Origin of the sequence: Streptomyces sp. NPDC051555, from assembly GCF_044454405.1 — a bacterium.
Taxonomy (GTDB): domain Bacteria; phylum Actinomycetota; class Actinomycetes; order Streptomycetales; family Streptomycetaceae; genus Streptomyces.
Genome location: NZ_JBITDP010000016.1, coordinates 98,291 through 123,765, shown reverse-complemented (window position 1 = coordinate 123,765; position 25,475 = coordinate 98,291). Strand labels below are relative to the sequence as shown.

Genomic DNA, 25,475 nt, shown 5'->3' with positions numbered 1-25,475 from the left:
GGCGTGGGGCTGGGCCATCAGGGCCAGCCCCCCCGCCACCGCACGCCCCCCCGCGCCGCCCGGCGGGGCCCCGCCCCCCCCGCCCCCGGGGGCGGGGGGGGCGCCCCCCGGCGCCGCGCCCGACTCCTTCGCGCCGCTTACTTCACGACGAGCGAGGACCATGCCTTGACCCACTGCTCACGGTTCTTCGCGATGGCGTCGGGCGCGACCGTCTCCGGCTTCTCGACGACCACGCCGTGCTTCGTGAAGAGCTCCGGCAGCTTCGCGTCCTTGACCACCGGGTTCACGAACATCTGGAGCGGCATGTCCTCCTGGAACTTCTTGCTCACCAGGAAGTCGATCAGGGCCTTGCCGCCCGCCTCGTTCTTCGCGCCCTTGAGCAGTCCCGCGAACTCGACCTGGCGGAAGCAGGTGCCGGTGGCGACCCCGGTGGGGGCCTCGGCCGGCTGCGGTTCGGCGTACAGCACCTCGACCGGCGGGCTGGACGCGTAGGAGACGACCAGCGGGCGGTCGCCCTTGGCCTTCTTGCCGCCGGCGGAGCCGGAGAACCGCTCGTTGTACGCGGCCTCCCACGAGTCGACGACCTCGACGCCGTTCGCCTTGAGCTTGGTCCAGTAGTCCTTCCAGCCGTCGTCGCCGTACTTGCCGACGGAGGCCAGGAGGAAACCGAGGCCGGGCGAGGAGGTCGCCGCGTTCTCGGTGACCAGCAGGTTCTTGTACTCCGGCTTGATCAGGTCGTCCAGCGTCTGCGGCGGGGCGAGCTTCTTGTCGGCGAAGTACGCCTTGTCGTAGTTGACGCAGATGTCGCCCGAGTCGACCGGGGTGACCCGGTGCTCCTTGTCGAGCTGGTACTGGGCGCCGACCCCGGCCAGGCCCTTGGCCTCGTACGGGGTGAAGATGCCGCTGTCGAGCCCGCGCGAGAGCAGGGTGTTGTCGATGCCGAAGAAGACGTCGCCGCGCGGCGAGCCCTTGGTCAGGATCTCCTGGTTGAGGGCGGCGCCCGCGTCGCCGCTCTTGAGCACCTTGACGGTGTAGCCGCTCTGCTGCTCGAACTCCTTCAGGACGGCCGGGGTCACGTTGAAGGAGTCGTGGCTGACGAGGGTGATCGTCTTCGGCGCCGCCGCCGGCTCGCTCCCGCCGCCGCACGCGGCGAGGGTGCTCACGCCCAGCGCGACGACGAGCGCGCTGCCCGCGATCTTCTTGGTGGTGCTCATTGAATGCTTCCTCCTGGGATGTCCAGGAGAAGACGCGGCCCTGCCCGGCGCCTCGCGTCACGTGGACGCGAGAGCGGTCGCCGGGCAGGGCGCAACAGCTTGAGTGGTGACCGAACTTCCTACCCGGAATGACCCGGGCGAGGTTCAGAGGGTCTGCGGTGACGGTTACCGCACTCTCAGCGCTGTGGCGCTCCCCTGTCGGAATATGCAGTTGGTTTCGGCCACAGGGTACCCCGCGGCCCCACTCCAGGAAGAAATCCGGAACCTGGCGCCGTGGCCGCTAGCGCTCCGAAGCGGCGAGCTGGCCGCAGGCGCCGTCGATCTCCTGACCACGCGTGTCCCGGACGGTCACCGGCACGCCGTGGTTCGCGATGGCCTGGACGAAGGCCCGCTCGTCCTCGGGGCGCGAGGCGGTCCACTTGGAGCCCGGGGTCGGGTTCAGCGGGATCAGGTTGACGTGCACGCGCTTGCCCTTGAGCAGCCGGCCCAGCCGGTCGCCGCGCCAGGCCTGGTCGTTGATGTCACGGATCAACGCGTACTCGATGGAGATCCGGCGGCCGGACTTGTCGGCGTACTCCCAGGCCGCGTCCAGCACCTCGCGCACGTTCCAGCGCGTGTTCACCGGCACCAGGGTGTCGCGCAGCTCGTCGTCGGGCGCGTGCAGCGAGACGGCCAGGCGGCACTTGAAGCCCTCGTCGGCGAAGCGCAGCATGGCCGGAACCAGGCCGACGGTGGAGACCGTGATGCCGCGCTGCGACAAGCCGAGGCCGTCGGGCTCCGGGTCGGTCAGCCGGCGGATCGCGCCCACCACGCGGTTGTAGTTGGCCAGCGGCTCGCCCATGCCCATGAAGACGATGTTCGACAGGCGCGCCGGGCCGCCGGGCACCTCGCCGTCGCGCAGGGCGCGCATGCCGTCGACGATCTGGTGCACGATCTCCGCGGTGGAGAGGTTGCGGTCCAGCCCCGCCTGGCCGGTGGCGCAGAACGGGCAGTTCATCCCGCAGCCCGCCTGCGAGGAGATGCACATGGTGACCCGCTCGGGGTAGCGCATCAGGACGGACTCGACCAGCGTGCCGTCGTGCAGCTTCCACAGCGTCTTGCGGGTGGTGTCGTCGTCGCACGAGATGTGCCGGAGGACCGACATCAGGTCGGGGAGCAGCTCCTCGCGGAGCTTCTCGCGGGAGGCCGCGGGAATGTCCGTCCACTGCGCCGGGTCGTGGTTGTACCGGGCGAAGTAGTGCTGCGACAGCTGCTTGGCCCGGAACGGCTTCTCGCCGATCGCGGCCACGGCCTCGCGCCGTTCCTCGGGGGTGAGGTCGGCCAGGTGCCTCGGGGGCTTCTTGACTCCACGAGGGGCGACGAAAGTGAGCTCTCCCGGGACAGGACGGGGGGCCATGACTGGTACTCCTCAAATCTGACGAACCCGGGCGATCTCCGCGTGTGAGCGGAGTCAGTGTGAATGGCGCGCCCGGTGCCCGGAGAGCTCACGGGGCCATCCCCGCAGAAACGGGGAAAGCGCGCCACTCATCGGTGACGCGCTTTCCAGGATAACCCGGACGGGTCAGCCGGTGCCGACGAACGCCGCCAGCAGCAGCCACACCACGGGCGCGGTCGGCAGCAGCGAGTCCAGCCGGTCCATGATCCCGCCGTGCCCCGGCAGCAGCGTGCCCATGTCCTTGATGCCGAGGTCCCGCTTGATCATCGACTCGCCGAGATCGCCCAGCGTGGCGCTGACCGCGACCGTCAGACCCAGCAGCAGACCCTGCCACCAGGCACCGCCGTCGATCAGGAACTCCATGCACAGCGCACCGGCGACCATCGCGAAGGCCACCGCTCCGAAGAGCCCCTCGCGGGTCTTCCCGGGGCTGATGCGCGGGGCCAGCTTGTGCTTGCCGAAGCGCCAGCCGACCGCGTACGCCCCGGTGTCGCTGACCACCGTCAGGAGCAGGAAGGTGACCACGCGCTGCGGCCCGTCGTCCGCGGTGAGGAGCATCGCGACGAAGGTGGCCAGGAAGGGCACGTAGAAGGCGGCGAAGACCCCCGCCGTGACGTCCTTGAGGTAGTCCTCGGGGGGTTCGGTCATCCGCCACACGAGCACCGCGAGCGCGGTGAGCGCCATCGCGACCCAGGCGCCCTCGGCCCCCCGGACGTATCCGGCGATGACCATGGCCGCGCCACCGACCGCGAGCGGGACCAGCGGGGCCTTGATGCCCTTCTGCTCCTGGAGGCGGGAGGTCAGCTCCCACAGCCCCACGACGACCGCGACGACGACGACGCCGACGAACACCGCCTTGACGATGAACAGCGAGGCGAAGATCACCGCGCCGAGGCCGATGCCGACCCCTATGGCGGCGCGCAGGTCACGCCCGGCCCGCTTCTTCTGCGGGGGCTGCGAGGCGTCCTGCGGGGCCTGCGAAGGTGGGGTGGGCATGGGCTCCTGCGGCGGCGTCTCGGCGCGGAACTGGGGGCCGCCCGCATCGGCGGCCCCCGGATCGCGTGCTTCCCGGTCGTCGAAGTCACGGCCGGCGGCATCGGGAACGATGGGCATGGGCCGAGTGTGCGGGCCCACCTGCGCATCGTATGCGGGACCCGCCGGAACCGGCTCCGCCCGCCAGGGAGAGTCGTTCATCAGACTTCGAGCAGCTCGGCTTCCTTGTGCTTCAGCAGCTCGTCGACCTGCGCGACGTACTTCGCGGTGGCGTCGTCGAGCTCCTTCTCCGCGCGGCGCACCTCGTCCTCGCCGGCCTCCTTGTCCTTCACCATCTTGTCGAGGGTGTCCTTCGCCTTGCGGCGGATGGAACGGATGGAGATCTTGGAGTCCTCGGCCTTGGTCTTGGCAACCTTGATGAACTCCTTGCGGCGCTCCCCCGTCAGCTCGGGGAAGGTGACGCGGATGATGCGGCCGTCGTTGCTCGGGTTGACGCCGAGGTCGGAGTCGCGGATGGCCTGCTCGATGTTCTTCAGGGCCGACGCGTCGAACGGCGTCACGATGGCCATGCGCGGCTCGGGCACCGCGAAGGAGGCGAGCTGGTTGATCGGCGTGACCGCGCCGTAGTACTCGGCCACGATCTTGTTGAACATCGCCGGGTGCGCACGGCCGGTACGGATCGCCGCGAAGTCTTCCTTGGCGACGACGACGGCCTTCTCCATCTTCTCCTCGGCCTCGAGGAGGGTTTCTTCGATCACCACGTGCTCCTGCATGTCTTGATGGGATGGTTCAGGCTGGCGGGCCGGCCGGGCGGGCGCCGGTCGCCCGTGTCAGGCCCGGGTGCCCTGATCGCTGACGAGCGTGCCGATCTTCTCACCCTTGACCGCGCGGGCGATATTGCCCTCGGCGAGCAGTTCGAAGACCAGGATCGGCAGCTTGTTGTCGCGGCACAGCGTGATGGCCGTGGCGTCGGCGACCTTGAGGTCGCGGGACAGCACCTCGCTGTACTCCAGCGCGTCGAACTTCACCGCGTCCGGGTTCTTCTTCGGGTCGGAGTCGTAGACCCCGTCCACGCCGTTCTTGCCCATCAGCAGGGCCTCGGCGTCGATCTCCAGGGCGCGCTGGGCGGCCGTGGTGTCGGTGGAGAAGTACGGCATGCCCATGCCCGCGCCGAAGATCACGACGCGCCCCTTCTCCAGGTGGCGCACGGCGCGCAGCGGGATGTAAGGCTCCGCGACCTGGCCCATGGTGATGGCGGTCTGGACGCGGGAGTCGATGCCCTCCTTCTCCAGGAAGTCCTGGAGGGCGAGGCAGTTCATGACCGTGCCCAGCATGCCCATGTAGTCGGACCGGGCCCGGTCCATGCCGCGCTGCTGGAGCTCGGCGCCGCGGAAGAAGTTGCCGCCGCCGATGACGATCGCGATCTCCGCGCCGTCACGGACCACGGCCGCGATCTCGCGGGCGATGGCGTGCACGACGTCGGGGTCGACGCCCAGGCCGCCGCCGCCGGAGAAGGCTTCGCCGGACAGCTTCAGCATGAAGCGGCGACCCTTCTTGTCCTGGTCGCTCTTGTCGTCGGAAGCGGTGTGGGGGTCCACGCCCTGATTCATGGAGATCTCCTCGTGCACATACGAAGGAGGCCATTGCCGGTGGGTCCTTGCGGTTCCCTCTACGGCAATGGCCTCCTCGTCAGATCTGCGGTCGTCCGGCGCGAACGCGGACGACTGCTTCAGACCCTACCGGGGTCCGGTGTCCGTCGCGTACGGACGGACTCAGATGCCGACCTTGATGCGCGCGAAGCGCACCAGGGTGACACCGGCCTCGTCCAGAACCTTCTGGACGGACTTCTTGGAGTCCAGGGCGTAGGCCTGGCCGAGCAGGGTGTTGTCGCGGACGAAGCCCTTGACGCGACCCTCGACGATCTTCGGAAGGGCAGCCTCGGGCTTGCCCTCCGCGCGGGTGACCTCTTCGGCGACGCGACGCTCGGACTCGAGGATCTCGGCCGGGATCTCGTCCTCGGCCAGCCACTTCGGCGCGAACGCGGCGATGTGCTGCGCGACGCCGCGGGCGACCTCGGCGTTGGCCTTGTCCAGCTCGACCAGGACGCCGATCTGGAACGGCAGGTCGGGCATGGTGCGGTGCATGTACGCCGAGACGTAACCGCCGGTGAACTGCGCGAAGCGGTCCAGGACGATCTTCTCGCCAAGGTTGGCGTTGGCCTCGTCCACGAACGCCTGGACCGTCTTGCCGGCTTCGATCTCGGACGCGAGCAGCGCCTCGAGGTCGGCCGGGGTGGTCTTGGCGATGTGGGCGGCCAGCTGGTCGGTGACGGCCTGGAACTTGTCGCCCTTGGCGACGAAGTCCGTCTCGCACTTCAGCTCGACGATGACACCGGAGGTGTTGTCGTCGGCGATGAGCGAGGTGACGGCACCGTTCTCGGCAGAACGGCCTTCGCGCTTGGCGACGCCCTTCTGACCCTTGATGCGGAGCGCCTCGATGGCCTTGTCGACGTCGCCGTCGGACTCGACCAGCGCGTTCTTGCAGTCCAGCATGCCGACGCCGGTGAGCTCGCGGAGCTTCTTGACGTCAGCGGCGGTGTAGTTCGCCATGAGTCTGTGATTCTCTCTCGAAGTCGTAGATCTACGGGTGAACGGCGGAGGAGCGCGCTTGTGGCGCGGCTCCCCCGCCGTCATCGTCCGTGCTGCGAGTGCCCGGCGCGTGAACGCCGGGCGCTCTCAGTGGGTCAGGCCTGCTCGGCGTCGGCGGCCGGAGCCTCGACGACGGCCTCGGCGGCCGGAGCCTCGACCTCGGCGGCCGGGGTCTCGACGACCTCGGCGGCCTCGGCGACCGGAGCCTCGGCAGCGGCCTCGGCCGGAGCCTCAGCAGCGTCGTCGGCCTTCTTGTCGCCCTCGAGCAGGTCGCGCTCCCACTCGGCGAGCGGCTCGGCGGCGGCCTTCTCGCCCGGCTTCGAGTCACCGGTGGCGGCACCGGAACGGGCGATGAGGCCCTCGGCGACGGCGTCGGCGATCACGCGGGTGAGCAGGGTGACGGAGCGGATCGCGTCGTCGTTGCCCGGGATCTTGTAGTCGACCTCGTCGGGGTCACAGTTGGTGTCGAGGATCGCGACGACCGGGATGTGGAGCTTGCGCGCCTCACCGACGGCGATGTGCTCCTTCTTGGTGTCGACGATCCAGACGGCGCTGGGAACCTTCGACATCTCGCGGATGCCGCCGAGGGTCTTCTCCAGCTTGGTCTTCTCGCGCGAGAGCACGAGGAGCTCCTTCTTGGTGAGACCCGAGGCCGCGACGTCCTCGAAGTCGATCGCCTCAAGCTCCTTCAGACGCTGGAGGCGCTTGTAGACGGTGGAGAAGTTGGTGAGCATGCCACCGAGCCACCGCTGGTTGACGTACGGCATGCCCACGCGCGTCGCCTGCTCGGCGATGGCTTCCTGGGCCTGCTTCTTGGTACCGACGAACATGATGGAACCGCCGTGGGCGACGGTCTCCTTCACGAACTCGTAGGCGCGGTCGATGTACGACAGCGACTGCAGCAGGTCGATGATGTAGATGCCGTTGCGCTCCGTGAAGATGAAGCGCTTCATCTTCGGGTTCCAACGACGGGTCTGGTGACCGAAGTGGACGCCGCTTTCCAGCAGCTCCCGCATCGTGACGACGGCCATGGCCATCTCCTTGTTTTCTCGGTTTGGTTCCTGACGTCCCACCGCGCCCTGCCCCCGTGGAGGGGACCGAGAGACGCTGCCACGCGGCCTGAGAGGCCGGTGCTGGGGCGTGCGAAGTCGACCCGGTGACCCGGATCGCCACCAGAAGTGTACGGGACCCGGTGGTGTGCCGGGTGACGGCGATGTCCACATCGAACGGTCCGTCCACAGGCCGCGACGGAGCGTGTCCCCGGCGCGGGACGGTGGGGGCATGAAGACCCTGAACCTGGTGCTGGCGGCCCTGCTGGCGGCGCCCGCAGCGGCGCTCGCCCCGGCGCCCGCTCCCACTCCCGCGCCTGCCGCTGCTCCTGCTCCTGTTCCGGCTCCCGCTCCCGGCGAGGCCGGCGGCCGCCCGCTGCCCGCCCCGCTGCACGTGGCGCGCTGGTGGGACCCGCCGCCCACCCCGTACGCGGCGGGCCACCGGGGCGTGGACCTGATCGCACCGGTGGGTACGCGGGTCCGGGCGGTGGGTACCGGCCGGGTGCACTACGCCGGACGGGTGGCGGGACGCGGCGTGCTCTCGCTCACCCTGCCGGGGGGCCTGCGCACCACGTACGAGCCGGTGCGCCCCCTCGTCGCCGAGGGCGACCCGGTGCGTGCGGGGCTCGTGGTCGCGGCCCTCGAAGCGGGCGGTCACTGCGCGGCCCCGTGCCTGCACTGGGGACTGTTGGCGGGCGAGACGTACCTCGACCCGCTGCTCCTGCTCCCGCGCCCGAGCCCCCGACTGCTACCGCGGGCTCCCTGAGGGCGCGCTGCGCGGCGTCAGCCCCGGACGCCCCGGAGCGCCATCGAGACGGCGGTCTCGGTCACCTCGGCCGGGTCCTCGCCGGCCCCCAGCTCGATCCGGCGCACGGCGGCGTCGACGACCCCTTGCAACAGCATCGCGGCCAGTCGTGGCTGCTCCTGGCCCAGGGCGGCCAGCGCCTCGACGATCATCGCGATCAGGCCCCCGTGCGCGGCGCGGATCTTCTCGCGCGCACCGGCGTCCAGCTCGCTGGCGGAGATCGCCACCACGGCCCGGTGCCGCTGGTCGCCCACCAGGCCCAGCTGACTGCGGACGTACGCCTCGATCTTCGCCTCCGGAGTGGCGGCCCGCTCCATCGCGGCCTCGATCTCGGCGGCCCAGACGGGAAAGTCCACGACGCACAGCTCTTCGACCACGGCCGCGCGGGAGCGGAAGTACTCGTAGACGGAGGACCGGGCGAGACCGGTCCGTTCGGCGAGGGCGGGGAAGCTCAACGCTTCCGTCCCGCCTTCGGACAGCAGGGAGCGCGCGGCGTCCAGCAGGGCGCCTCGCTGCATCGTCCGGTGCTCGGCCACGGAGGCCGCTCGAATCCTGGGCACGCGCCCACTCTACGGAGGTACCGGGGACTCAGCGCCCCACATCCGCCAGCTTGGCCCGCAGCTGGAGAACCGACTTGGTGTGGATCTGGCTGACCCGGCTCTCGGTGACCCCGAGGACGTGACCGATCTCGGCCAGGGTGAGCCCCTCGTAGTAGTAGAGGGTCACCACCGTCTTCTCCCGGTCGGGGAGCGTGTTGATGGCCCGCGCGAGCAACCGGCGCAGCTCGCGGTCCTCGGCCACGGCCACCGGGTTGTCGGCGGCCGTGTCCTCCAGTGTGTCCATCAGCGAGAGGCGGTCGCCCTCGCCGCCCACGTGCAGCAACTCTTCCAGGGCGACCACATTGGCCAGCGACAACTGGCTGAAGACCGCGTGCAGTTCCTCCAGGGCGACGCCCATCTCGTCGGCCACCTCGGTCTCGGTGGGCGTGCGCCGCAACTGGGCTTCGAGCGTGGCGTAGGCCCGCTCGACGGCCCGCGCCTTCTGCCGCACCGAGCGCGGGATCCAGTCCAGTGCGCGCAGTTCGTCGATCATCGCGCCCCGGATCCGGGTGATCGCGTACGTCTCGAACTTGATGGAGCGCTCGATGTCGAACTTCTCGATGGCGTCGATCAGCCCGAAGACCCCGGAGGAGACGAAGTCGGCCTGCTCCACATTGGGCGGCAGGCCCACGCTGACCCGGCCGGCCACGTACTTGACGAGCGGCGAGTAGTGCAGGATCAGCTGTTCCCGCAGACGCTCGTCCCCCGATTCCTTGTACGAGCGCCAGAGCACGTCCAGGGACGAGGGCGCGGTGGTCCGCACGCTGCCGCGGGCAGCGGGGGGCACCGCAGCGCGGTCAGACCCTGAGGTGTGCTGGGGCATGCTTCGCCTTTGCCGGAGCCGGATTCCTTGGGAGCGTAGCGTGACGAGAGTGTCGCGGTGCGCGAAGAGTACGGGATCGCGCGGGGCCGTCGGGGCCTCCTGCCTCGCACGGGAGGCCCGGGACCGGCGCCTCGCGCGGGGTTCCGGCAGCTGCCATCGGGAAGACCGCTTCTCTCATCGGCTTCACTCTTTCACCGGAACGTCCCAGGTCAATGACCGCCTCGCCGGACGCCACCGGTTTGAGTGGCTCTCCCATGTGTTTGCCTGCTCAACTGCCAGTCATCGCCCTGCCGTTCGACGAACCCCAGAGAGTGAAGTTCGTACAGTCTGCCGATGACTTCATCGGTGCCGCTGCCCACGGCGCGGGCGAGGTCCGCCGCCCGCACGGGCCGTCCGGCGGGGAACTCTTCCAACACCCGTGCGGTGTCCGGGTGCAGCAGGTCCCGGGCGAGCACCGGTCCGCGCCGCTCGGGGGCCAGCTCTCCCATGGCGCCGACCAGTTCGATGACCTCGGCGGCGTCCGTGACCAGGACCCCGTCGCCGCGCAGCAGTTCGTGCACGCCGCCCGAGAGCCCGCTGGTGGCGGGCCCGGGGACGCCCATGGTGAAGCGGCCCAGCCCGTGCGCCCGCCGGGCGGTGACGAGAGACCCGCTGCGATGGGCGGCCTCGACGACGACGGTCCCCCGGGTCAACGCCGCGATGACCCGGTTGCGCTGGACGAAGCGGCTGGGCGTGGGATGGCTGCCGGGCGGGAGTTCACCGATCACCAGCCCCTGTGCGGCGATCCGGCCCAGCAGTCCGGCATGTCCGCGCGGGTAGGCGACGTCCACCCCGCAGGCCAGTACCGCCGCCGTGGCCCCGCCCGCGGCGAGCGCCCCCCTGTGGGCCGCCCCGTCGATCCCGTACGCCGCCCCGGACACCACCACCCAACCCCGCTCGGCGAGCCCGGCCGCCAGACCCTGCGCCATGTGCGCGCCGTACGGGGTGCAGGCGCGGGCGCCGACCACCGCGACCGAGCGCAGGGCCCAGGTGCGCAGGTCGGGCAGGCCGCGCAGCCACAGCCCCACCGGTCGAGCGTCGCCGAGGTCGTCGAGCTGCGAGGGCCACTGGGGCGAGCCCGGGCAGACGAACCGGGCACCGACCGCCGCCGCGGCGGCCAGGTCCCGGTCGGGATCCGCGACCGATGCCCGCCTGCGGTACCCGTCGAGCCGGCGCCCACTCGGCCCGGCCAGGCCCTCGGGTCCCGGGCCGGGCGCGGTCAGCTCCCGCATCAGCGCGACCGCGCCCCGCTCCCGCAGCAGGCGGCCGGCCCGCTCGTCCCCGGGCTCCAGCACCCGGGTGAGCGCGGCCCGGGCCCGCCGCTCCTCCTCCGGGGCCACCGCTGCCGGGGTCATGACCGGTATCCCTGGGGGACCGGGACACCGCGGGCGATGCCGGTGCGCAGTTCCAGGGCGACCGCCACGTCCTGGGCATCGGGGCGGTCCTTCTCGGCCAGGTCGGACACCGTCCAGGCGACCCGCAGCACGCGGTCCAGGCCGCGCGCGGTGAGCAGGCCCCGCTCCAGGTCCCTCTCGGCCTGCGCCAGGGCGCCCGGTGCGGGCAGCCAGCGGGTGCGCAGCTCATGCCCCGGCACCTCGGCGTTGACCCGCCAGGGGGTGCCGGCGAGCCGCTCCGCCGCCCGCGCCCTGGCCCCCGCCACCCGCAGGGCCACGACCGCACTGGCTTCGCCCCGACCGCCCCCGCCGACGAGGTCGGACCGGCCGACCGGTTCCACCTCGACCCGCAGGTCCACCCGGTCCAACAGCGGCCCGGACAGCCGCCCCTGGTAGCGCCGGACGGCCGAGGGCGCGCACTCGCACCCCGCGCCGCGCAGGGTCTGCCGCCCACAGGGACAGGGGTTGGCCGCGAGGACCATCAGGAAGCGGGCCGGCAGCCGCATCACCCCGGCGGCCCGGGCGATCACCACCTGGCCGGACTCCAACGGCTGGCGCAGCGCGTCCAGCACCCGCCCGCTGAACTCGGGCGCCTCGTCCAGGAAGAGGACCCCGCGGTGGGCCAGGGACACGGCCCCGGGCCGGGGCATCCCGCTGCCCCCGCCCACCAGGGACTGCATGGTCGCCGAGTGGTGCGGGGCGCAGTAGGGCGCCGCGGTCACCAGGGGTTCGCCGGGCGGCAGGATCCCCGCGACCGAATGCACGGCGGTGACCTCCAGGGAGTCCCGCCGACCGAGCGGCGGCATGATCCCGGGCAGCCGCTCGGCGAGCATGGTCTTGCCCGCCCCCGGCGGTCCGGTCAGGAACAGGTGGTGCCCACCCGCGGCGGCCACCTCCAGCGCCCGCCGGGCTGCGTGCTGCCCCGCCACCTCCGCGAGGTCGGGCGGCGCGCAAGCGCCGTACCCCCCGCTCGCCAGCCCCGTGCCCAGACCGGCCCCCGGGACCACGAGCCCGGCCGTCATCGGATCCGGTCGCACGGCCGCGTCCGGCGGCCCCTCGTCCGGCACCTCCCCGTCGGTCAGCACGGCGATCAGCTGACGCAGGCTCCGCACCCCCAGCACCGACACCTCGGGCACCAACGCGGCCTCGGCCGCGCACTGCTCGGGCACCACCACCTGCCGGTACCCCGCCTCGGCCGCGGCGAGCACGGCGGGCAGGATCCCCCGCACCGGACGCACCCGCCCGTCGAGCCCGAGTTCACCGATGAGCAGCAGGTCCGCGATCACCGCCGGGTCCACCCGCTCCGCCGCGCCCAGGACGGCGGCGGCGACGGCGAGGTCGAAGCCCGAGCCGGATTTGGGCACCGAGGCCGGGCTGAGACCGACCGTCAGCTTCTTCTGGGGCCATTCGGCGCCGGAGTTCACCACGGCGGCCCGGACCCGGTCCCGGCTCTCGACCAGTGTCTTGTCGGGGAGCCCGACCAGGGTGAAGGCGGCCACCCCCGGTTCGAGATCGGCCTGGACCTCGACCACCACGCCCTCGACCCCCACGAGCGCCACCGAGCAGGTCCGCGCGAAGCCCATCAGGCCACCCCCCTGACGTGTTCCACCACGGGGGCCCCGCGTCGGGGCAGCACCACCCCGACGAGGTCGATGCGCACCCCACCCGGCGGTGGTCCGCCGTGATCGGCGAGCCAGCGCCCGGCGAGCAGCCGCAGCCGGTCGGTCTTGTCGGGCCGGACCGCGGCCATCGGGTGCTCGAACATCGGTGAACCGGCGGGCCCTGACCGTCGGGTCTTCACCTCGCAGACGACGAGGGCGTCCCCGTCCCGGGCGAGGATGTCGATCTCACCGGCCCGGCAGCGCCAGTTCCGGGCGATCACGGTCATCCCGGAGCCGGTCAGCCGTCGGGCGGCCAGCTCCTCGCCGTACCGCCCGAGCGCCTGCCGGGCCGCGGCCCGCTCCCCCGATGTCCGTACCACCCGCGCCGGCCGGGCCGACGCCTCCCGCTGTGCCACGCCCTTCGCGTCCATCCGGCACCACCTCCGGCACCGACGATCCCGCGACCCGGCCCACCGTGTGGATCTTGGTGGACAACCCGGGTGTTGTGGACAACTCGCTCACCCCTTCGGGTGCATCAGCTGCCCGGCAGCTCCAAGTCGCTCTTGTTGAGCTCCTCGATGTTCACGTCCTTGAACGTCAACACCCTCACCTGCTTGACGAACCGGGCCGGTCGGTACATGTCCCAGACCCAGGCGTCCGCCATCGAGACCTCGAAGAAGACCTCGCCCTGGACCGAATGCACCTGCATCTCGTAGTCGTTGGTCAGATAGAAACGACGTTCGGTCTCGATCACGTACTTGAACAGCCCGACGACGTCGCGGTACTCCCGATAGAGCTTCAGCTCCATCTCGGTCTCGTACTTCTCGAGGTCCTCGGCGCTCATGGCATGTTCCCCTTCAGCCGTGCGTCCCCCTATTGTGCGCCAGGCCCGTCCGCCCCTAAACGATTTCCGGGGCCAGGATCACCGGCGCACCCGGCGGACCCTCTGCGAGCAGCGTGCGCAGCAGCTCGCCGAGTCTGGTCGGGTACACCGTCTCACGCGCCGCGATGAGTTCCTCGGAGGTCCACCACCTGGCTCCGGTGACGCTGCGCCGCTCCAGCTCGGTGAAGCCGTCCGTGGCCACCTCCGTCCGGTCGGTACGGGCCAGGAAGTACCACTCGTCCTGTTCCCAGCGCCGCCCGTCGAAGGGGAACGCGCAGTAGCGCTGCCAGAGCACCGGCCCCAGCTCCACCTCGGTGATCCCCGTCTCCTCCGCGAGCTCCCGCAGCGCGGCCTGCTCGCGGCTCTCGGCGCCCTCCAGCCCACCGCCCGGGGTGAACCACCAGTGCTCCGCCGGGTCCTGCGGTTCGAACCCGTGCAACAGCAGGATCCGGTCGGCCGGGTCGAGCAGGATCACCCGGGACACCTTGCGGACCTCAGCCCCGGGCACCGACGCGCTCCCGTCGCCCCGAACGCCCGAGGACCCGCGCCAGCGGCCCGTAGGCGGCCCCGAGGAGCACCAGCGCCGCTCCGGCCACCACCGCGGCCAGCTGGAGCCGCAGCGGGCCCGGGCGGGAGGTTCCGCCCGGCAGCGCGTCGTAGGTCGTCGGCCGCGCCAGCATCGCGGGGTCCGGCCACGCCCGGGCGTCCACCCGCGCGCTCACCGAGTCCAGCGGGACCATGCCCTGACCCGCTTCTTGCAGGTGGGCCCGGGAGTCCAGGGAGATCGAGCGCCGGTCGCCCAGCAGGAAGAGCTTGCCCTGCGGCACGGTCACCTCGAAGGTGACGTCCGACGCCTTGCCCGAGCCCGTGGAGGTCCGCGTGGACCCCGGATCGGCGATGTAGGGCTCGACCAGCGGCTTGCCGTTCAAGGTCAGCCGGCCCGCCGCGTCACAGCAGCGCACGGTGTCGCCGCCGAGCCCGACGACCCGCTTGACCATCGGCGAGTCGCTCCACACGGAATCGGTGAAGATGACCACGTCTCCGCGGCGCACCTCGGAGCCCTCGATCCGCTGCGCCATCACCCGGTCCCCGGCCTGCACCGTGGGGACCATCGACTCGGTCGGCACGGTGTACGGCCGGTACACCAGCGCACCCCAGGCGAACCCTCCGAGGAAGAGGGCAAAACCAAGGGCCACGGCGATCCCCGACAAGACATTGCCGAGGCCGCCGCGGCCGTCCCTGCCACGTATCGAACCGTTTGACCCGCCCATACCAGCGCCCCCAGCACCTCGGAGATCGTCGACCTGGGCGGCACCCTACCCGGCGGTAGGCGTCTTGGTCAGCTTCCGCCTGCGCCAGAGCACGATCGGCAGCGCCGTCGCGAGGCCCAGACCGGCCGGAGCGGCCGCGCCGAGCGCCGTCGCCACGGGCTTCTTGTCGATCCCCGGCTGGTCGAAGGTGTCCGGCACCGGCAGCGTGGACCAGCGGGTGATCGGCCAGGCGACCACCACGGCGCGGCCGACGACCTTGTCGACCGGCACGAAGCCACCGGTCGAGTCCTCCTGGTGCCAGCGCGAATCCTGCGAGTTCTGACGGTGGTCGCCCATCACCCAGATCTTGCCCTTGGGCACGGTCAGCGGGCCGAACGGCTTGTCGTCACAGGGGGTGTTGCCCGGGAAGATGTAGGGCTCGTCGAGCTGCTTGCCGTTGACGACGACCGGGCCGCCCTTCTTGCACTCCACGGTGTCCCCGCCGACCGCGATGGTCCGCTTGATCAGGTCCTTCTCCTCGGCCGAGGGCATCAGACCGATGAAGCTGAGCACCTTCTGCGCGATGTTCGGGTCCGGAGTGGGCTCGCCGTCCAGCCAGTTGGCCGGGTCGTGGAAGACCACGACCTCGCCGCGCTCCGGCTCCGAGCCGAACCACGGGGTCAGCTTGTCGACCAGGACCCGGTCGCCCTTCTGCAGCGTGTTCTGCATGGACTCGGACGGGATCGAGAAGGCCTGGACCAGGAAGGTCTTGATCAGCAGGGCCAGCACCAGCGCGATGCCGATGAGGAGCGGAAGCTCCTTCCAGAAGGACCGGTGCGCGGGCGGGGCGCTCTCGTCGTGGGTCTCGTTCTCGACGGCTGCCTCCGGCCGCTGGTCCTCGGGCTCATCGCGTCCGGATCGTGCTCCTACCGCCACGTCCCCCACATCCACTCCTCACTCCGATGTGCCGCCCGCGCCGAACCGGCGGGGGCCCTCCCCTCCCTTAACGAGCGGGAGTTCCCTTGGTAAGGAGCGGGAGACCTAGGACACACTATGCGAACGCGGCACCCCCACGACGCGCACGCCGCCCGCGGCGCCCCCGCCGGCTCCGGCGCTCCTCGTCCGGAACCGAGAGGAAGGTGGCGGGTTGATCGAACCCGCCCCAGTGCCCGTAGGGCCAGGCGATCACGATGGCGCGCCCCACCACGCCGCTTTCGGCGATCGTGCCGTGAAACGCCTCGTCGAGGTGGTAGCGGGAGTCGGCGGAGTTCGCCCGGTGGTCACCGAGGACGAAGAGCCTGCCCTTGGGCACCTTCACCTCGAACATGATCTCGGAGGGCGCGTTGCCGGGTGACACGTACGGCTCATCGAGCGGCGCTCCGTTGACGGTGACCCGGCCCCGGGCGTCGCAGCACTTGACGGTGTCCCCGCCCACCCCGATGACCCGCTTGATCAGGTCCTGCTCGTCGGCCGAGGGCAGCAGACCGATGAAGGTCAGGCCCTGCTTGATCTGCTTGACGACGATCGGGTCGGCCGCGGGCCGGGCCGACTCGCCGCGCAGCCAGCCGCCGGGGTCCTTGAAGACCACGACGTCGCCGCGCTCGACCTTGGCACCGAACCAGGGGGTGAACTTGTCCACGAGGACCCGGTCGCCGATCCGGATCGTCTGTTCCATCGACCCCGACGGGATGTAGAAGGCCTGGACGAGGAAGGTCTTGAGGAGCAGGGCGATGCACAGCGCGACCCCGACCAGCAGCGGTAGCTCACCGACCCGCCGGGTGCGCCTGCGCCGCTTGACCTTGCGGGCCAGCCTGCGCCGCTCCGCCCGACCTCCGAGCACGGCCAGCTCGGGGTCCGCGCCCGAGCCCGGCGTCGGCGTCGGCGCCACCGGACGGGCGGGCTCCGGCTCCTCGCCGCGCTCCCGCCCCCGGCTACCCATGTCCACCGCCCGAGCCGCCGGCGGTCCCCAGGGACCTCCAGCGGGACGCGGGCCAGCCGATCCAGTCGGCCCGTCCGATCACTTTGTCCACCGGCACCATCCCGCCGCCCGGCTCCCCGAGGTGGTCCCGGGAGTCCCGGGACTGGGAGCGGTGATCGCCCATGACCCACAGGGTGCCCAGGGGGACGACGATCCGGAAGGGCACCTTCGACGCCGTGTCACCCGGATACAGGTAGGGCTCCCGCACGGGGACGCCGTTCACCACCAGCTGCCCGCCCGCGTCGCAGCACACCACGTCGTCACCGCCGACCCCGATGACCCGCTTGACGAAGTCCGTGTCGGACGGCTCGGCGAGCCCGAGGGCCGACGCGGCGCCGTGCAGGGCCTCGCCGACCGGATTGTCGTCGCCGGCGCGCTCCGGCACGAAGGACCCCGTGCCATCGAAGACGACCAGGTCACCGTGCTTGGGTGGGGACCCGGGCCCGTACGCCAGCTTGTTCACCAGCACCCGGTCGCCGATCGCGAGCGTCGGCTCCATCGAGCGGCTCGGGATCAGGAAGGGCTGCACCACGAAATTGCTCAGCAGCAGCAGGAAGACGGTGCAGACGACCCCGAGCAGACCGGCGCGGCGCCAGGTGAACCAACCGGGGCGCCTCAGCCGGGCCCCGGAGAACGCGAAACGCGACCTCCCCTCCCCCTCATCGGGGGAAGAGCGGTCGCGTTGCGTGTGAGATGCCTCGGTGTCCATATCGGGGGCGAGCCTATCCGGATGCCTCCGGACACCGAAGGGGACCTCAGCGGTCGCGCTTCTCCTTGATCTTCGCGGCCTTGCCGCGGAGCTCACGGAGGAAGTACAGCTTGGCGCGACGCACGTCACCGCGGGTGACGAGCTCGATCTTCTCGAAGATCGGGGAGTGCACCGGGAAGGTACGCTCCACGCCGACGCTGAAGGAGACCTTGCGGACCGTGAAGGACTCGCTGACGCCAGAACCCTGGCGACGGATGACTACGCCCTTGAACTGCTGGATACGGGAGCGGTTGCCCTCGATCACGCGGACGTGGACGTTGACGGTGTCACCCGGGCGGAAGGCCGGGAGGTCCGTACGCAGGCTGCCGGCGGTGACGGCGTCGAGCACGTGAGACATGTTCTTCGTCTGCTTTCTTCGCACGACGCCACAGGCCGCCGGGCGGGTTCTTCGGAGAGAATTCGGGAGCTGTCCCGACCCGCGGGCGACGGTCCCCCTGTGGCAGGGGCGCGCGCGGACGTACAGCAGCCGCCTATTCTTCCACGGCCGGGGGCCTGCGCCAAAATCGACCGTCGGGCGTCGGCGACCAGCCCAGGACCGAGAGGGTCTCGCGGTCCTTCTTGTCGAAGCCGGACGCCTCGCAACGCTCGATCAGGTCGGGCCTGTTGAGGGTGGTGCGGCGGAACGCCTCGTCCCGGCGCCAGCGGGCGATCTTCCCGTGGTGCCCGCTGAGCAGGACCTCGGGGATGCCGCGACCGCGCCACTCCGGGGGCTTGGTGTAGACGGGCCCCTCCAACAGGTTCGCCATGTCACCGGGGGCGAAGGAGTCGTCCCGGTGCGATTCGGCGTTGCCGAGGACCCCGGGGAGCAGCCGGGCCACGGCCTCGGTGATCACCAGCACCGCCGCCTCGCCGCCGGCCAGCACGTAGTCCCCGATGGAGACCTCGTAGACCGGCATGCGCGTCGCGTACTCGTCCATCACCCGGCGGTCGATGCCCTCGTACCGGGCGGGCGTGAAGATCAGCCAGGGGCGCTCGGCCAGCTCGACGGCGAGTTCCTGGGTGAACGGGCGCCCGCTCGGGGTGGGGACGACCATGACCGGGCCGTGGGCGCCGGATTCATAGCCGTCGGCGAGGGCGGTGTCCAGGGCCTCGCCCCACGGGTCGGTCTTCATGACCATCCCGGGGCCGCCGCCGTAGGGGGTGTCGTCGACCGTGTTGTGCCGGTCGTACGTCCATTCCCGCAGGTCGTGGACGTGTACGTCGAGCTGGCCGCGAGCCCGGGCCTTGCCGACGAGGGAGACGTCGAGCGGATCGAGGTACTCCGGGAAGATGGTGACGACGTCCAGCCGCATCAGGCATCGCCCTCGGGCTCGGGCTCGGCCTTGACCACAGTCCCCGCCTCGGCCTCGGCCCCGACCTCCGCGTCGCGCTCGGAAGCGATCACCGCGCGGTCGTCGATCAGCCCGGGCGGCGGGTCGATGACCGCGCGCTGCTCCGAGAGGTCGATCTCCAGGACGATCTCCTCGACGAAGGGGATCATCACCTCGGTGCCGTCCGGCCGCTCGACGATGAACAGGTCCTGCGAGGGCAGGTGGGAGATCTCGGTGATCCGACCGATCTCCGTCCCGTCCTGGAGCACGACGTCCAGGTCCATCAACTGGTGGTCGTAGAACTCCTCCGGGTCCTCCGGAAGCTCCTCGGGGTCCACCTCGGCGATCAGCAGGATGTTCCGCAGCGCCTCGGCGCCGGTGCGGTCCTTGACGCCCGCGAAGCGGAGCAGGAGCCGGCCGCTGTGCACCCGGCCGGCCTCGATGGTCAGCGGACCCGCCGACAGGGGTTCGGTCTGGAGGACCGCACCGACACCGAGCCGCAGCTCCGGCTCGTCGGTACGCACCTCTACGGTGACCTCACCCTTGATCCCATGGGCGCGGCCGATCCGCGCGACTACGAGCTGCACGCTTGTTTCTCCTGTTCAGACGACGACGGGCCGGGAAGGGCACATGCCCTCCCCGGCCCGTGCCGGTGATTCATTCCTGCGATGGACGCGGTCTCAGCGGACCTGGTCCACGTCGACGAGGTCGACGCGGATCCCACGGCCGCCGATGGCGCCCACGACGGTCCGCAGGGCACGTGCGGTGCGGCCGTTGCGACCGATCACCTTGCCGAGGTCATCCGGGTGGACCCGGACCTCGAGCACCTGCCCGCGACGCAGGGTGCGCGAGGCGACCTGCACGTCATCGGGATTGTCCACAATGCCCTTCACGAGGTGCTCAAGAGCCTCCTCGAGCATGATCAGGCCTCGGTCGACTCGGCGGCGGCCTCAGCCTCGTCCGCCTTCTTGTCGGCCTTCTTGGCCTTCTGCGTGATGGCCTCGCCCTTGGTCTCGCCGATGCCCTCGAGGGCCTTGGCGAACTCGTCGAAGGTGCGACGCTTGCTTTCCTTGGTCTCCGGCTGCAGCAGCGGCGCGGGGGCCGGGAGGCCCTTGTGCGCCTGCCAGTCACCGGTGAGCTTCAGGATCGCGAGGACGGCCTCGGTCGGCTGGGCGCCGACGGAGAGCCAGTACTGCGCACGCTCGGCGTCGACCTCGATGCGCGAGGGGTTGTACGTGGGGTGGTACAGACCGATTTCCTCGATCGCACGACCATCGCGGCGGGTGCGCGAGTCGGCGACGACGATGCGGTAGTGCGGCTGGCGAATCTTGCCGAGGCGCTTGAGCTTGATCTTGACTGCCACTGGAGTGGTGTCTCCTGAACTTGACGTGGTTGGGCACATGAGATGCCACGTGGGGTTGCGGTACTCGGATGCCCGATGGACGCGTCAGCCGTAGGAGAGAGGGGCCTGTTCGACTGTCGAGTACAGCTAGCCATTGTGCCACATGCTCGCGGCGCTTCCACCCGGGGGGACCCGCAACCCCGGCCAGCCCTCCGCACCCTGGGGGGGCGGCCCCTCGCCGCACCGGGCTCAGGAAGCCGCGGCGGAGACGGCCACCTCGGGGATGCGGAAGGGCTTGCCGCAGCCGCCGCAGACGATCGGGGCCTGGGCGAGCACCGACGGCACGACCCGGACGTTGCGCCCGCAGTCGCAGACCGCCTTGACGCGCACCCCGCCGCCGGAGGACCCGTGCCGGGCGGCCGGTCCCCGGAAGCTGCGCTTGGTGTCGGCGGCGGTGGCGACGGTATGGGCCTTCAGGGCGCGCTGGAGGCGCTCCATGGTCGGCCGGTACCGCTTCTTCGCCTCGGGGTTCAGGGCGACCAGTGAGAAGCCGCTGCTCGCGTGCGGTTCTTCGGAATGGTCCAGACCCATCTCCTCGGCGATCGCGAGGAATCTGCGGTTGTGGTAGCGGCCGGCACGGGACGTGTCACGGACACCGCGGGCTGCGGCGATGCCGTGGACTGCCTCGTGCAGCAATCGCTCGAAGGAGAGTTCCGCGCCGCAGGCGGACGAGGACTCTCCGATCAGGGACTCGGGCGCGGCAAGGTCAGGCAGCTCGGGGTGGTACCGCTGAATATCGGCCCACGCCTGCGCCAGCTCTGCGGCGAGAACAGGTGGTGTCGTGCTCACGTCGTGACAACGAGCCGAGGTGCCCCGGTGTTCCGATTCCGGGCCATTCCAAATTTTTTGCACGTACCAGTCAGTTCAGTCTCATGCGTCCGGATGAGGCCGGGTGCGCAGATCTCCGGAGGAGTCGGTACGTATGGGGGTGCCCCCGGAGGTGGTCAGTCACCTTCCGGGGGCACCCCCAGCGTCACTTCAGGTCACATCAGTAGGAACGCGCCACGATGGCGAGGGTTCCCGGAGCGTCGTCCGCCTGCGGGACCGAGCCGTCCTCGGCGATGAGGCAGCGCACGGAGACGGCCTGCTCGGCGAGCTTCGCCTCGCCCTCGGGACCGAGGTCGGCCCACGGGATCCGCGCCCAGCCACCGGCGACGGCGGCCTCGGCGGCCTCCCCGATGGTCGAGACGTCGGAGGTGCGGGAGATACGGCGCTCGCGGGACTCGCGCAGCAGCTGCTCCTGGTCCTCCTCCAGCACCTTGGGCAGCAGCGCGGCCAGGTCCGTGATCTGCACGGGCTCCTTGCCGCCCGGGATCCGGCGGGCCAGCATCGCGGTGCCGGCCTCCAGGTCGCGGGGGCCGATCTCGATGCGGACCGGTACGCCCTTGAGCTCCCAGTCCACGGCGCGACGGCCGAAGGGGGTGTCGATGCGGTCGTCGACCTGCACGCGGATGCCCGCGGCCTTGAGCTGATCGCCCAGCTCGCGCACCTTCGCGACGGCCTCGTCGCCCTTGATCGCCATGACGACGACCTGGACGGCCGCCAGCCGCGGCGGCACCCGCAGCCCGTTGTCGTCGCCGTGGGACATGATCAGGCCGCCGACCATGCGGGTCGAGACGCCCCACGAGGTCTGCCAGACCAGTTCCTGCTTGCCTTCCTTCGACAGGTACTGCGTGTTGAAGGCCTTGGCGAAGTTGGTGCCCAGCTCGTGGCTGGTGCCCAGCTGCAGCGCCTTGCCGTCGCCCATCATGCCCTCGAGGGTGAGGGTGTTGATGGCGCCCGCGAAGCGCTCCTTGGCGGTCTTGCGGCCGAGGACGACGTCGATGCCGAGCACGTTGGTCATGAAGTCGCCGTAGACGTCCGTGTGGATCCGGGCGGCGTAGTCGCGGGCCTGCTCGTAGGTGGCGTGGGCCGTGTGGCCCTCCTGCCAGAGGAACTCGCTCGTACGGAGGAACACGCGCGGGCGCATCTCCCAGCGGACCACGTTCGCCCACTGGTTGATCAGCAGGGGCAGGTCGCGGTAGCTCTGGACCCACTTGGAGAAGTACTCGTTGACGATCGTCTCGGAGGTGGGGCGGACGACGACCGGCTCGTCGAGCTCCTTGCCGCCGCCGTGCGTGACGACCGCCAGCTCGGGGGCGAAGCCCTCGACGTGCTCGGCTTCCCGCGTCAGGTACGACTGCGGGATGAACAGCGGGAAGTACGCGTTCTGGGCGCCCGCGTCCTTGATGCGCGCGTCCATCTCCTGCTGCATCCGCTCCCACAGCCCGTAGCCGTACGGTCGGATGACCATGGTGCCGCGTACCGGACCGTTGTCAGCCAGCTCGGCCTTGTTGATCAGATCCTGGTACCAGCGGGGGAAATCCTCCGCCTGGGGGGTGAGAACGGGTGCCTTTGCCATGGCGCGAATGGTACGGCGCCCGGCACGCCGAACGTGAATCGGGGCCGGCGCTCCTCTGGACGCGGGGGCGAATGGGGAGTTCCCTGGCAACGGGGGCCAAGGGGGGCGACACGGAATCAGGAGCGCTCTTTCGATGACACCGACGCCGACGGCGACGCACGTCGCCCGGGACTGGGCGGAGATCCAGGAACGGATGCTGGTGCCGCTCTACGAAGCGGTCTACGACCGACTGGAGGTCGGGCCGGGTGACCGGCTGCTCGGCCTGGACTGCGGGGCCGGTCTCGGCCTGCTGCTGGCCGCGGGCCGGGGTGCCCGGGTGACCGGGGTCGAGGGGCGGCCCGCGCTGCGGGCCCTGGCCGGGGAGCGGGTGCTGGAGGTGCTGGCCGCGCCGCCCGGGCCCGGGCCGGAGCTGCGCCCGTACGACGTGCTCACCTCCGTGGGTCCCGATCCCCGGGCGCTGCCCGCGGCCCTGGCCGTGCTCCGCCGCGGCGCGGCGGTGGTGCTGGCCGACTGGGGCCCGCCGGAGCGCTGCACGGTCCCCGCGGTGCCGGGCGGCGGGCCCGCGCCGGTGGACCTGGACGCCCTCGTGGAGCGGGCCGGGCTGCGGCCGGACGGCTCGGGGCGGGTGTTCTGCCCGTTCGGGTACGCGGACATGGAGAGCGCGGTGCGGGGCCTGCTCTCGACCGGGCTCTACGACGGCGCCGACCCGGTGCAGGCGGAGAAGGAACTCGTCGAGGCGCTGCACCCGTTCGAGCGACCCGACGGGGCCGTGTGGCTGCCGAACATCTTCCGGTACGTCATCGCCCGGACGGTTTGAGGCTTGATGGCTTGAGGGCTTGGGGGCACGAGGCGTGGCGGGGGCGCGCGGCCCCCGCCGCTCCCTCAGGAGTGCTTCGTCAGCCGGGTGATGCCGGCCGCCTCGTACGCCGCCGCCTCCTCCAGCGTCTCGTTCGCCAGCAGGGCGCGGGCCAGCGCGTCCAGCTTGTCGCGGTTCTCGCGCAGCAGGCGGCAGGCCGTCTCGTAGCACTCGTCCACGATCCGGCGCATCTCGGCGTCCACCGCGTCCAGGGTGGCCGGGGCCGCGGAGAGGCCGTAGGCGCTCTGGGCGTCCGAGGGGATCGCGGTCAGCCTGCCCACGCGCTCGCTCATGCCCCAGCGGGCGACCATGCCCCGGGCCAGGTTCGTCACCTGTTCGAGGTCGTTCTCGGCGCCGGTGGTGATGACCTCGTAGACCACCTGTTCGGCGGCCATCCCGCCGAGCGCGCCGATGATCCGGCCGCGCAGGTACTCCTCGGTGTACGCGTACCGGTCGGCGTCCGGGGTGGAGAGGGTGACGCCGAGGGCCCGTCCGCGCGGCACGATGGTGATCTTGCGGACCGGGTCGGCGCCCGGCTGGAGCATGCCCAGCAGCGCGTGGCCGCTCTCGTGGTACGCCGTGCGGCGGCGCTCCTCCTCCGGCATGACCAGCGGCCGCTCCGCGCCGAGCTGGACCTTCTCCAGGGCGTCGGACAGGTCCGTCTGGGTCACGGCCTTCTGCTCGCGCTTGACGGCCAGCAGGGCCGCCTCGTTGGCGAGGTTGGCGAGCTCGGCGCCGGTCATCCCCGGGGTGGTGCGGGCGACCTGGGCCAGGCTCACCTCCTGGGCCAGCGGGATGTCCCGGGTGTGGATGCGCAGGATGGCCTCGCGGCCGCCGCGGTCGGGCGGGGAGACCACGACCGTGCGGTCGAAGCGGCCGGGGCGGGTGAGTGCGGGGTCGAGCACGTCGGCGCGGTTGGTGGCGGCGATGACGACGACGCCCTCGGAGCCGGAGAAGCCGTCCATCTCGGTGAGGATCTGGTTCAGGGTCTGTTCGCGCTCGTCGTGGCCGCCCATGCCCGCGCCGCCGCCGCGGGCCCGGCCGATGGTGTCGATCTCGTCGATGAAGATGATCGCGGGGGCCACCTTGCGGGCCTCGGTGAAGAGTTCGCGGACCCGGGAGGCGCCGACGCCGACGATCATCTCGATGAACTCGGAGGCGGAGGCGGAGAAGAACGGCACGCCGGCCTCGCCGGCGACCGCGCGGGCCAGCAGGGTCTTGCCGGTGCCGGGCGGGCCCGCGAGCAGGACGCCGCCGGGCATCCGGGCACCCATCCGGTGGTAGCGCTCGGGGTTCTTGAGGAAGTCGACGACCTCGCTCAGCTCGCCCTCCACCTCGTCGATGCCCGCCACGTCCTCGAAGGTGGTGCGCTTGCCGCCCTCCAGCTCGACCGGCTTGGGGGGCTGCTTGCGTCCGAGTCCGCCGGGGCCGCCCAGGCCGCCGCCGCTCATCCGGCGGGCGATGAGCACCCACAGGCCGACGAGCAGCAGCATCGGGGCGAGCGAGATGAGCAGGTTGGCCAGGAAGCTGCGGTGCTCCACGACCGGGGAGGCGGTGACGACGACGCCTTTGGACGTGAGGCTGGACCAGAGCTGGTCGTCGGCGAAGGCGGGGCGCTGGGTCGTGAACTTGGTGTAGTCGCCGTCCCCGTCTCCGGCGGGCCTGGGCTGCTTGTTCTTCAGCTCGCCCTGGATGGCGTCGCCCTTGGAGTAGATCTTCGAGACGTTGCCGCTGGTGACCTGCTTGCTGAACTCGGTGTACGGGATGGTCGGCTCGTCGCCCTCGTTGAAGAACGACAGCACCAGGTTGGTCAGCAGGTAGACGATCAGCGCCGTGAGGATCAGCCCGCGCCAGCCGCCGGGCATCTTCTTCTTGGGCGGCGGGGCGGGCGGGGCGCCCTCGGAGCGCCAGGGCGTGTCGGCCCGGTCGCGCGGCGGTACGGGGGTGGGGCTGGGCACGAGGCCTCCTTCTGCCGTCCTCCCGGCCGACATTAAGCCACAAACCGGACCATCGCCCCATGGGGCGG

Annotated in this window: 27 protein-coding genes, 1 pseudogene and 1 riboswitch; of the genes and pseudogenes, 2 read left to right on the top strand and 26 right to left on the bottom strand. The window is 71.2% G+C overall.

What is annotated here, in order from left to right; all coding sequences use genetic code 11:
* Positions 1-137: 137 nt before the first annotated feature.
* The 7 genes from ACIBEA_RS28735 to rpsB form a co-directional block, all read right to left on the bottom strand.
* Complete coding sequence (locus tag ACIBEA_RS28735; protein ID WP_399265748.1) at positions 138-1,214, bottom strand: thiamine ABC transporter substrate binding subunit; 1,077 nt, start codon at positions 1,212-1,214, stop codon at positions 138-140.
* A 98-nt stretch (positions 1,215-1,312) separates the two neighbouring features.
* A riboswitch (TPP riboswitch) is annotated at positions 1,313-1,421 on the bottom strand.
* A gap of 73 nt (positions 1,422-1,494) precedes the next feature.
* Complete coding sequence (gene rlmN, locus ACIBEA_RS28730; protein WP_399265746.1) at positions 1,495-2,610, bottom strand: 23S rRNA (adenine(2503)-C(2))-methyltransferase RlmN; 1,116 nt, start codon at positions 2,608-2,610, stop codon at positions 1,495-1,497.
* A gap of 165 nt (positions 2,611-2,775) precedes the next feature.
* Positions 2,776-3,843 (bottom strand): phosphatidate cytidylyltransferase, encoded by a 1,068-nt coding sequence (locus tag ACIBEA_RS28725; protein ID WP_399265744.1) that lies wholly within the window; start codon positions 3,841-3,843, stop codon positions 2,776-2,778.
* Entirely contained in the window at positions 3,843-4,400 is a 558-nt protein-coding gene (gene frr, locus ACIBEA_RS28720; protein WP_399265880.1) for a ribosome recycling factor, read from the bottom strand. Before frr ends, ACIBEA_RS28725 begins: the two co-directional genes overlap by 1 nt.
* A 72-nt stretch (positions 4,401-4,472) precedes the next feature.
* Positions 4,473-5,252 (bottom strand): UMP kinase, encoded by a 780-nt coding sequence (gene pyrH, locus ACIBEA_RS28715; RefSeq protein ID WP_399265742.1) that lies wholly within the window; start codon positions 5,250-5,252, stop codon positions 4,473-4,475.
* Positions 5,253-5,414: 162 nt separating this feature from the next.
* A complete protein-coding gene (tsf, locus tag ACIBEA_RS28710; RefSeq protein WP_399265740.1) occupies positions 5,415-6,251 on the bottom strand; it encodes a translation elongation factor Ts in 837 nt (278 codons plus the stop codon).
* A 134-nt stretch (positions 6,252-6,385) separates the two neighbouring features.
* A complete protein-coding gene (rpsB, locus tag ACIBEA_RS28705) occupies positions 6,386-7,321 on the bottom strand; it encodes a 30S ribosomal protein S2 (protein ID WP_399265739.1) in 936 nt (311 codons plus the stop codon).
* Positions 7,322-7,571: 250 nt separating this feature from the next.
* Between rpsB and ACIBEA_RS28700 the strand changes: the two genes are divergently transcribed.
* Positions 7,572-8,105, top strand: coding sequence for a M23 family metallopeptidase (locus ACIBEA_RS28700; RefSeq protein WP_399265737.1), 534 nt, complete (start codon positions 7,572-7,574; stop codon positions 8,103-8,105).
* 17 nt (positions 8,106-8,122) lie between these two features.
* Here the strand turns inward: ACIBEA_RS28700 and ACIBEA_RS28695 are convergent, their stop codons facing one another.
* The 18 genes and pseudogenes from ACIBEA_RS28695 to proS all read right to left on the bottom strand — a co-directional run bounded on the left by ACIBEA_RS28695 (position 8,123) and on the right by proS (position 22,593).
* Positions 8,123-8,680, bottom strand: a complete 558-nt coding sequence (locus tag ACIBEA_RS28695) for a TetR/AcrR family transcriptional regulator (RefSeq protein WP_385779218.1) — start codon at positions 8,678-8,680, stop codon at positions 8,123-8,125.
* Between the two features lie 52 nt (positions 8,681-8,732).
* On the bottom strand, positions 8,733-9,566 hold the full coding sequence (gene whiG, locus ACIBEA_RS28690; protein WP_385779103.1) for an RNA polymerase sigma factor WhiG: 834 nt from the start codon (positions 9,564-9,566) through the stop codon (positions 8,733-8,735).
* Positions 9,567-9,775: 209 nt separating this feature from the next.
* Entirely contained in the window at positions 9,776-10,960 is a 1,185-nt protein-coding gene (dprA, locus tag ACIBEA_RS28685; RefSeq protein WP_399265735.1) for a DNA-processing protein DprA, read from the bottom strand.
* Positions 10,957-12,582 (bottom strand): YifB family Mg chelatase-like AAA ATPase, encoded by a 1,626-nt coding sequence (locus tag ACIBEA_RS28680; RefSeq protein ID WP_399265733.1) that lies wholly within the window; start codon positions 12,580-12,582, stop codon positions 10,957-10,959. The genes dprA and ACIBEA_RS28680 overlap by 4 nt, the downstream gene beginning before the upstream one ends.
* Positions 12,582-13,031: a YraN family protein gene (locus ACIBEA_RS28675; RefSeq protein WP_399265731.1), complete on the bottom strand. Its 450-nt coding sequence runs from the start codon at positions 13,029-13,031 to the stop codon at positions 12,582-12,584. Before ACIBEA_RS28675 ends, ACIBEA_RS28680 begins: the two co-directional genes overlap by 1 nt.
* A 104-nt stretch (positions 13,032-13,135) precedes the next feature.
* On the bottom strand, positions 13,136-13,444 hold the full coding sequence (locus tag ACIBEA_RS28670) for a DUF2469 domain-containing protein (RefSeq protein WP_005311352.1): 309 nt from the start codon (positions 13,442-13,444) through the stop codon (positions 13,136-13,138).
* 55 nt (positions 13,445-13,499) lie between these two features.
* On the bottom strand, positions 13,500-13,991 hold the full coding sequence (locus ACIBEA_RS28665) for an NUDIX hydrolase (RefSeq protein ID WP_399265730.1): 492 nt from the start codon (positions 13,989-13,991) through the stop codon (positions 13,500-13,502).
* The gene (gene lepB, locus ACIBEA_RS28660; protein WP_399265728.1) at positions 13,978-14,754 is read right to left on the bottom strand and encodes a signal peptidase I; all 777 of its coding nucleotides are present in this window, start codon (positions 14,752-14,754) and stop codon (positions 13,978-13,980) included. Before lepB (ACIBEA_RS28660) ends, ACIBEA_RS28665 begins: the two co-directional genes overlap by 14 nt.
* A 45-nt stretch (positions 14,755-14,799) precedes the next feature.
* Entirely contained in the window at positions 14,800-15,669 is an 870-nt protein-coding gene (lepB, locus tag ACIBEA_RS28655; RefSeq protein ID WP_399265726.1) for a signal peptidase I, read from the bottom strand.
* A pseudogene (lepB, locus tag ACIBEA_RS28650) lies at positions 15,638-16,672 on the bottom strand (signal peptidase I). Before lepB (ACIBEA_RS28650) ends, lepB (ACIBEA_RS28655) begins: the two are co-directional and overlap by 32 nt.
* Positions 16,665-17,420, bottom strand: a complete 756-nt coding sequence (lepB, locus tag ACIBEA_RS28645; RefSeq protein ID WP_399265724.1) for a signal peptidase I — start codon at positions 17,418-17,420, stop codon at positions 16,665-16,667. The pseudogene lepB (ACIBEA_RS28650) and the gene lepB (ACIBEA_RS28645) overlap by 8 nt, the downstream one beginning before the upstream one ends.
* A gap of 46 nt (positions 17,421-17,466) precedes the next feature.
* Positions 17,467-17,817, bottom strand: coding sequence for a 50S ribosomal protein L19 (gene rplS / locus ACIBEA_RS28640; protein WP_399265722.1), 351 nt, complete (start codon positions 17,815-17,817; stop codon positions 17,467-17,469).
* Between the two features lie 133 nt (positions 17,818-17,950).
* The gene (trmD, locus tag ACIBEA_RS28635; protein WP_399265720.1) at positions 17,951-18,772 is read right to left on the bottom strand and encodes a tRNA (guanosine(37)-N1)-methyltransferase TrmD; all 822 of its coding nucleotides are present in this window, start codon (positions 18,770-18,772) and stop codon (positions 17,951-17,953) included.
* The gene (gene rimM, locus ACIBEA_RS28630; RefSeq protein ID WP_399265718.1) at positions 18,772-19,377 is read right to left on the bottom strand and encodes a ribosome maturation factor RimM; all 606 of its coding nucleotides are present in this window, start codon (positions 19,375-19,377) and stop codon (positions 18,772-18,774) included. The genes trmD and rimM overlap by 1 nt, the downstream gene beginning before the upstream one ends.
* Positions 19,378-19,470: 93 nt before the next feature.
* On the bottom strand, positions 19,471-19,710 hold the full coding sequence (locus tag ACIBEA_RS28625; RefSeq protein ID WP_283456387.1) for an RNA-binding protein: 240 nt from the start codon (positions 19,708-19,710) through the stop codon (positions 19,471-19,473).
* A 2-nt stretch (positions 19,711-19,712) separates the two neighbouring features.
* Positions 19,713-20,153: a 30S ribosomal protein S16 gene (gene rpsP, locus ACIBEA_RS28620; RefSeq protein WP_330332868.1), complete on the bottom strand. Its 441-nt coding sequence runs from the start codon at positions 20,151-20,153 to the stop codon at positions 19,713-19,715.
* A gap of 228 nt (positions 20,154-20,381) precedes the next feature.
* Positions 20,382-20,981, bottom strand: a complete 600-nt coding sequence (locus tag ACIBEA_RS28615; RefSeq protein ID WP_354380087.1) for a hypothetical protein — start codon at positions 20,979-20,981, stop codon at positions 20,382-20,384.
* A 199-nt stretch (positions 20,982-21,180) separates the two neighbouring features.
* Positions 21,181-22,593 (bottom strand): proline--tRNA ligase, encoded by a 1,413-nt coding sequence (proS, locus tag ACIBEA_RS28610; protein WP_399265715.1) that lies wholly within the window; start codon positions 22,591-22,593, stop codon positions 21,181-21,183.
* A 133-nt stretch (positions 22,594-22,726) separates the two neighbouring features.
* On the opposite strand from proS, the gene ACIBEA_RS28605 reads away from it, so the two are divergent.
* Positions 22,727-23,410, top strand: coding sequence for a methyltransferase type 11 (locus tag ACIBEA_RS28605; RefSeq protein WP_399265713.1), 684 nt, complete (start codon positions 22,727-22,729; stop codon positions 23,408-23,410).
* Between the two features lie 65 nt (positions 23,411-23,475).
* Here ACIBEA_RS28605 and ftsH read toward each other — a convergent pair whose 3' ends face one another.
* Entirely contained in the window at positions 23,476-25,440 is a 1,965-nt protein-coding gene (gene ftsH, locus ACIBEA_RS28600) for an ATP-dependent zinc metalloprotease FtsH (protein WP_399265711.1), read from the bottom strand.
* Positions 25,441-25,475: the final 35 nt, after the last annotated feature.

Bases quoted from the DNA above. Each gene is read 5' to 3' on its own strand.
- ACIBEA_RS28735 (WP_399265748.1), bottom strand. From the start codon at position 1,214: ATGAGCACCACCAAGAAGATCGCGGGCAGCGCGCTCGTCGTCGCGCTG.
- rlmN (WP_399265746.1), bottom strand. From the start codon at position 2,610: ATGGCCCCCCGTCCTGTCCCGGGAGAGCTCACTTTCGTCGCCCCTCGT.
- ACIBEA_RS28725 (WP_399265744.1), bottom strand. From the start codon at position 3,843: ATGAACGACTCTCCCTGGCGGGCGGAGCCGGTTCCGGCGGGTCCCGCA.
- pyrH (WP_399265742.1), bottom strand. From the start codon at position 5,252: ATGAATCAGGGCGTGGACCCCCACACCGCTTCCGACGACAAGAGCGAC.
- tsf (WP_399265740.1), bottom strand. From the start codon at position 6,251: ATGGCGAACTACACCGCCGCTGACGTCAAGAAGCTCCGCGAGCTCACC.
- rpsB (WP_399265739.1), bottom strand. From the start codon at position 7,321: ATGGCCGTCGTCACGATGCGGGAGCTGCTGGAAAGCGGCGTCCACTTC.
- ACIBEA_RS28700 (WP_399265737.1), top strand. From the start codon at position 7,572: ATGAAGACCCTGAACCTGGTGCTGGCGGCCCTGCTGGCGGCGCCCGCA.
- whiG (WP_385779103.1), bottom strand. From the start codon at position 9,566: ATGCCCCAGCACACCTCAGGGTCTGACCGCGCTGCGGTGCCCCCCGCT.
- dprA (WP_399265735.1), bottom strand. From the start codon at position 10,960: ATGACCCCGGCAGCGGTGGCCCCGGAGGAGGAGCGGCGGGCCCGGGCC.
- ACIBEA_RS28680 (WP_399265733.1), bottom strand. From the start codon at position 12,582: ATGGGCTTCGCGCGGACCTGCTCGGTGGCGCTCGTGGGGGTCGAGGGC.
- ACIBEA_RS28675 (WP_399265731.1), bottom strand. From the start codon at position 13,031: ATGGACGCGAAGGGCGTGGCACAGCGGGAGGCGTCGGCCCGGCCGGCG.
- ACIBEA_RS28670 (WP_005311352.1), bottom strand. From the start codon at position 13,444: ATGAGCGCCGAGGACCTCGAGAAGTACGAGACCGAGATGGAGCTGAAG.
- lepB (WP_399265728.1), bottom strand. From the start codon at position 14,754: ATGGGCGGGTCAAACGGTTCGATACGTGGCAGGGACGGCCGCGGCGGC.
- lepB (WP_399265724.1), bottom strand. From the start codon at position 17,420: ATGGACACCGAGGCATCTCACACGCAACGCGACCGCTCTTCCCCCGAT.
- rplS (WP_399265722.1), bottom strand. From the start codon at position 17,817: ATGTCTCACGTGCTCGACGCCGTCACCGCCGGCAGCCTGCGTACGGAC.
- trmD (WP_399265720.1), bottom strand. From the start codon at position 18,772: ATGCGGCTGGACGTCGTCACCATCTTCCCGGAGTACCTCGATCCGCTC.
- ACIBEA_RS28625 (WP_283456387.1), bottom strand. From the start codon at position 19,710: ATGCTCGAGGAGGCTCTTGAGCACCTCGTGAAGGGCATTGTGGACAAT.
- proS (WP_399265715.1), bottom strand. From the start codon at position 22,593: ATGGCAAAGGCACCCGTTCTCACCCCCCAGGCGGAGGATTTCCCCCGC.
- ACIBEA_RS28605 (WP_399265713.1), top strand. From the start codon at position 22,727: ATGACACCGACGCCGACGGCGACGCACGTCGCCCGGGACTGGGCGGAG.
- ftsH (WP_399265711.1), bottom strand. From the start codon at position 25,440: ATGTCGGCCGGGAGGACGGCAGAAGGAGGCCTCGTGCCCAGCCCCACC.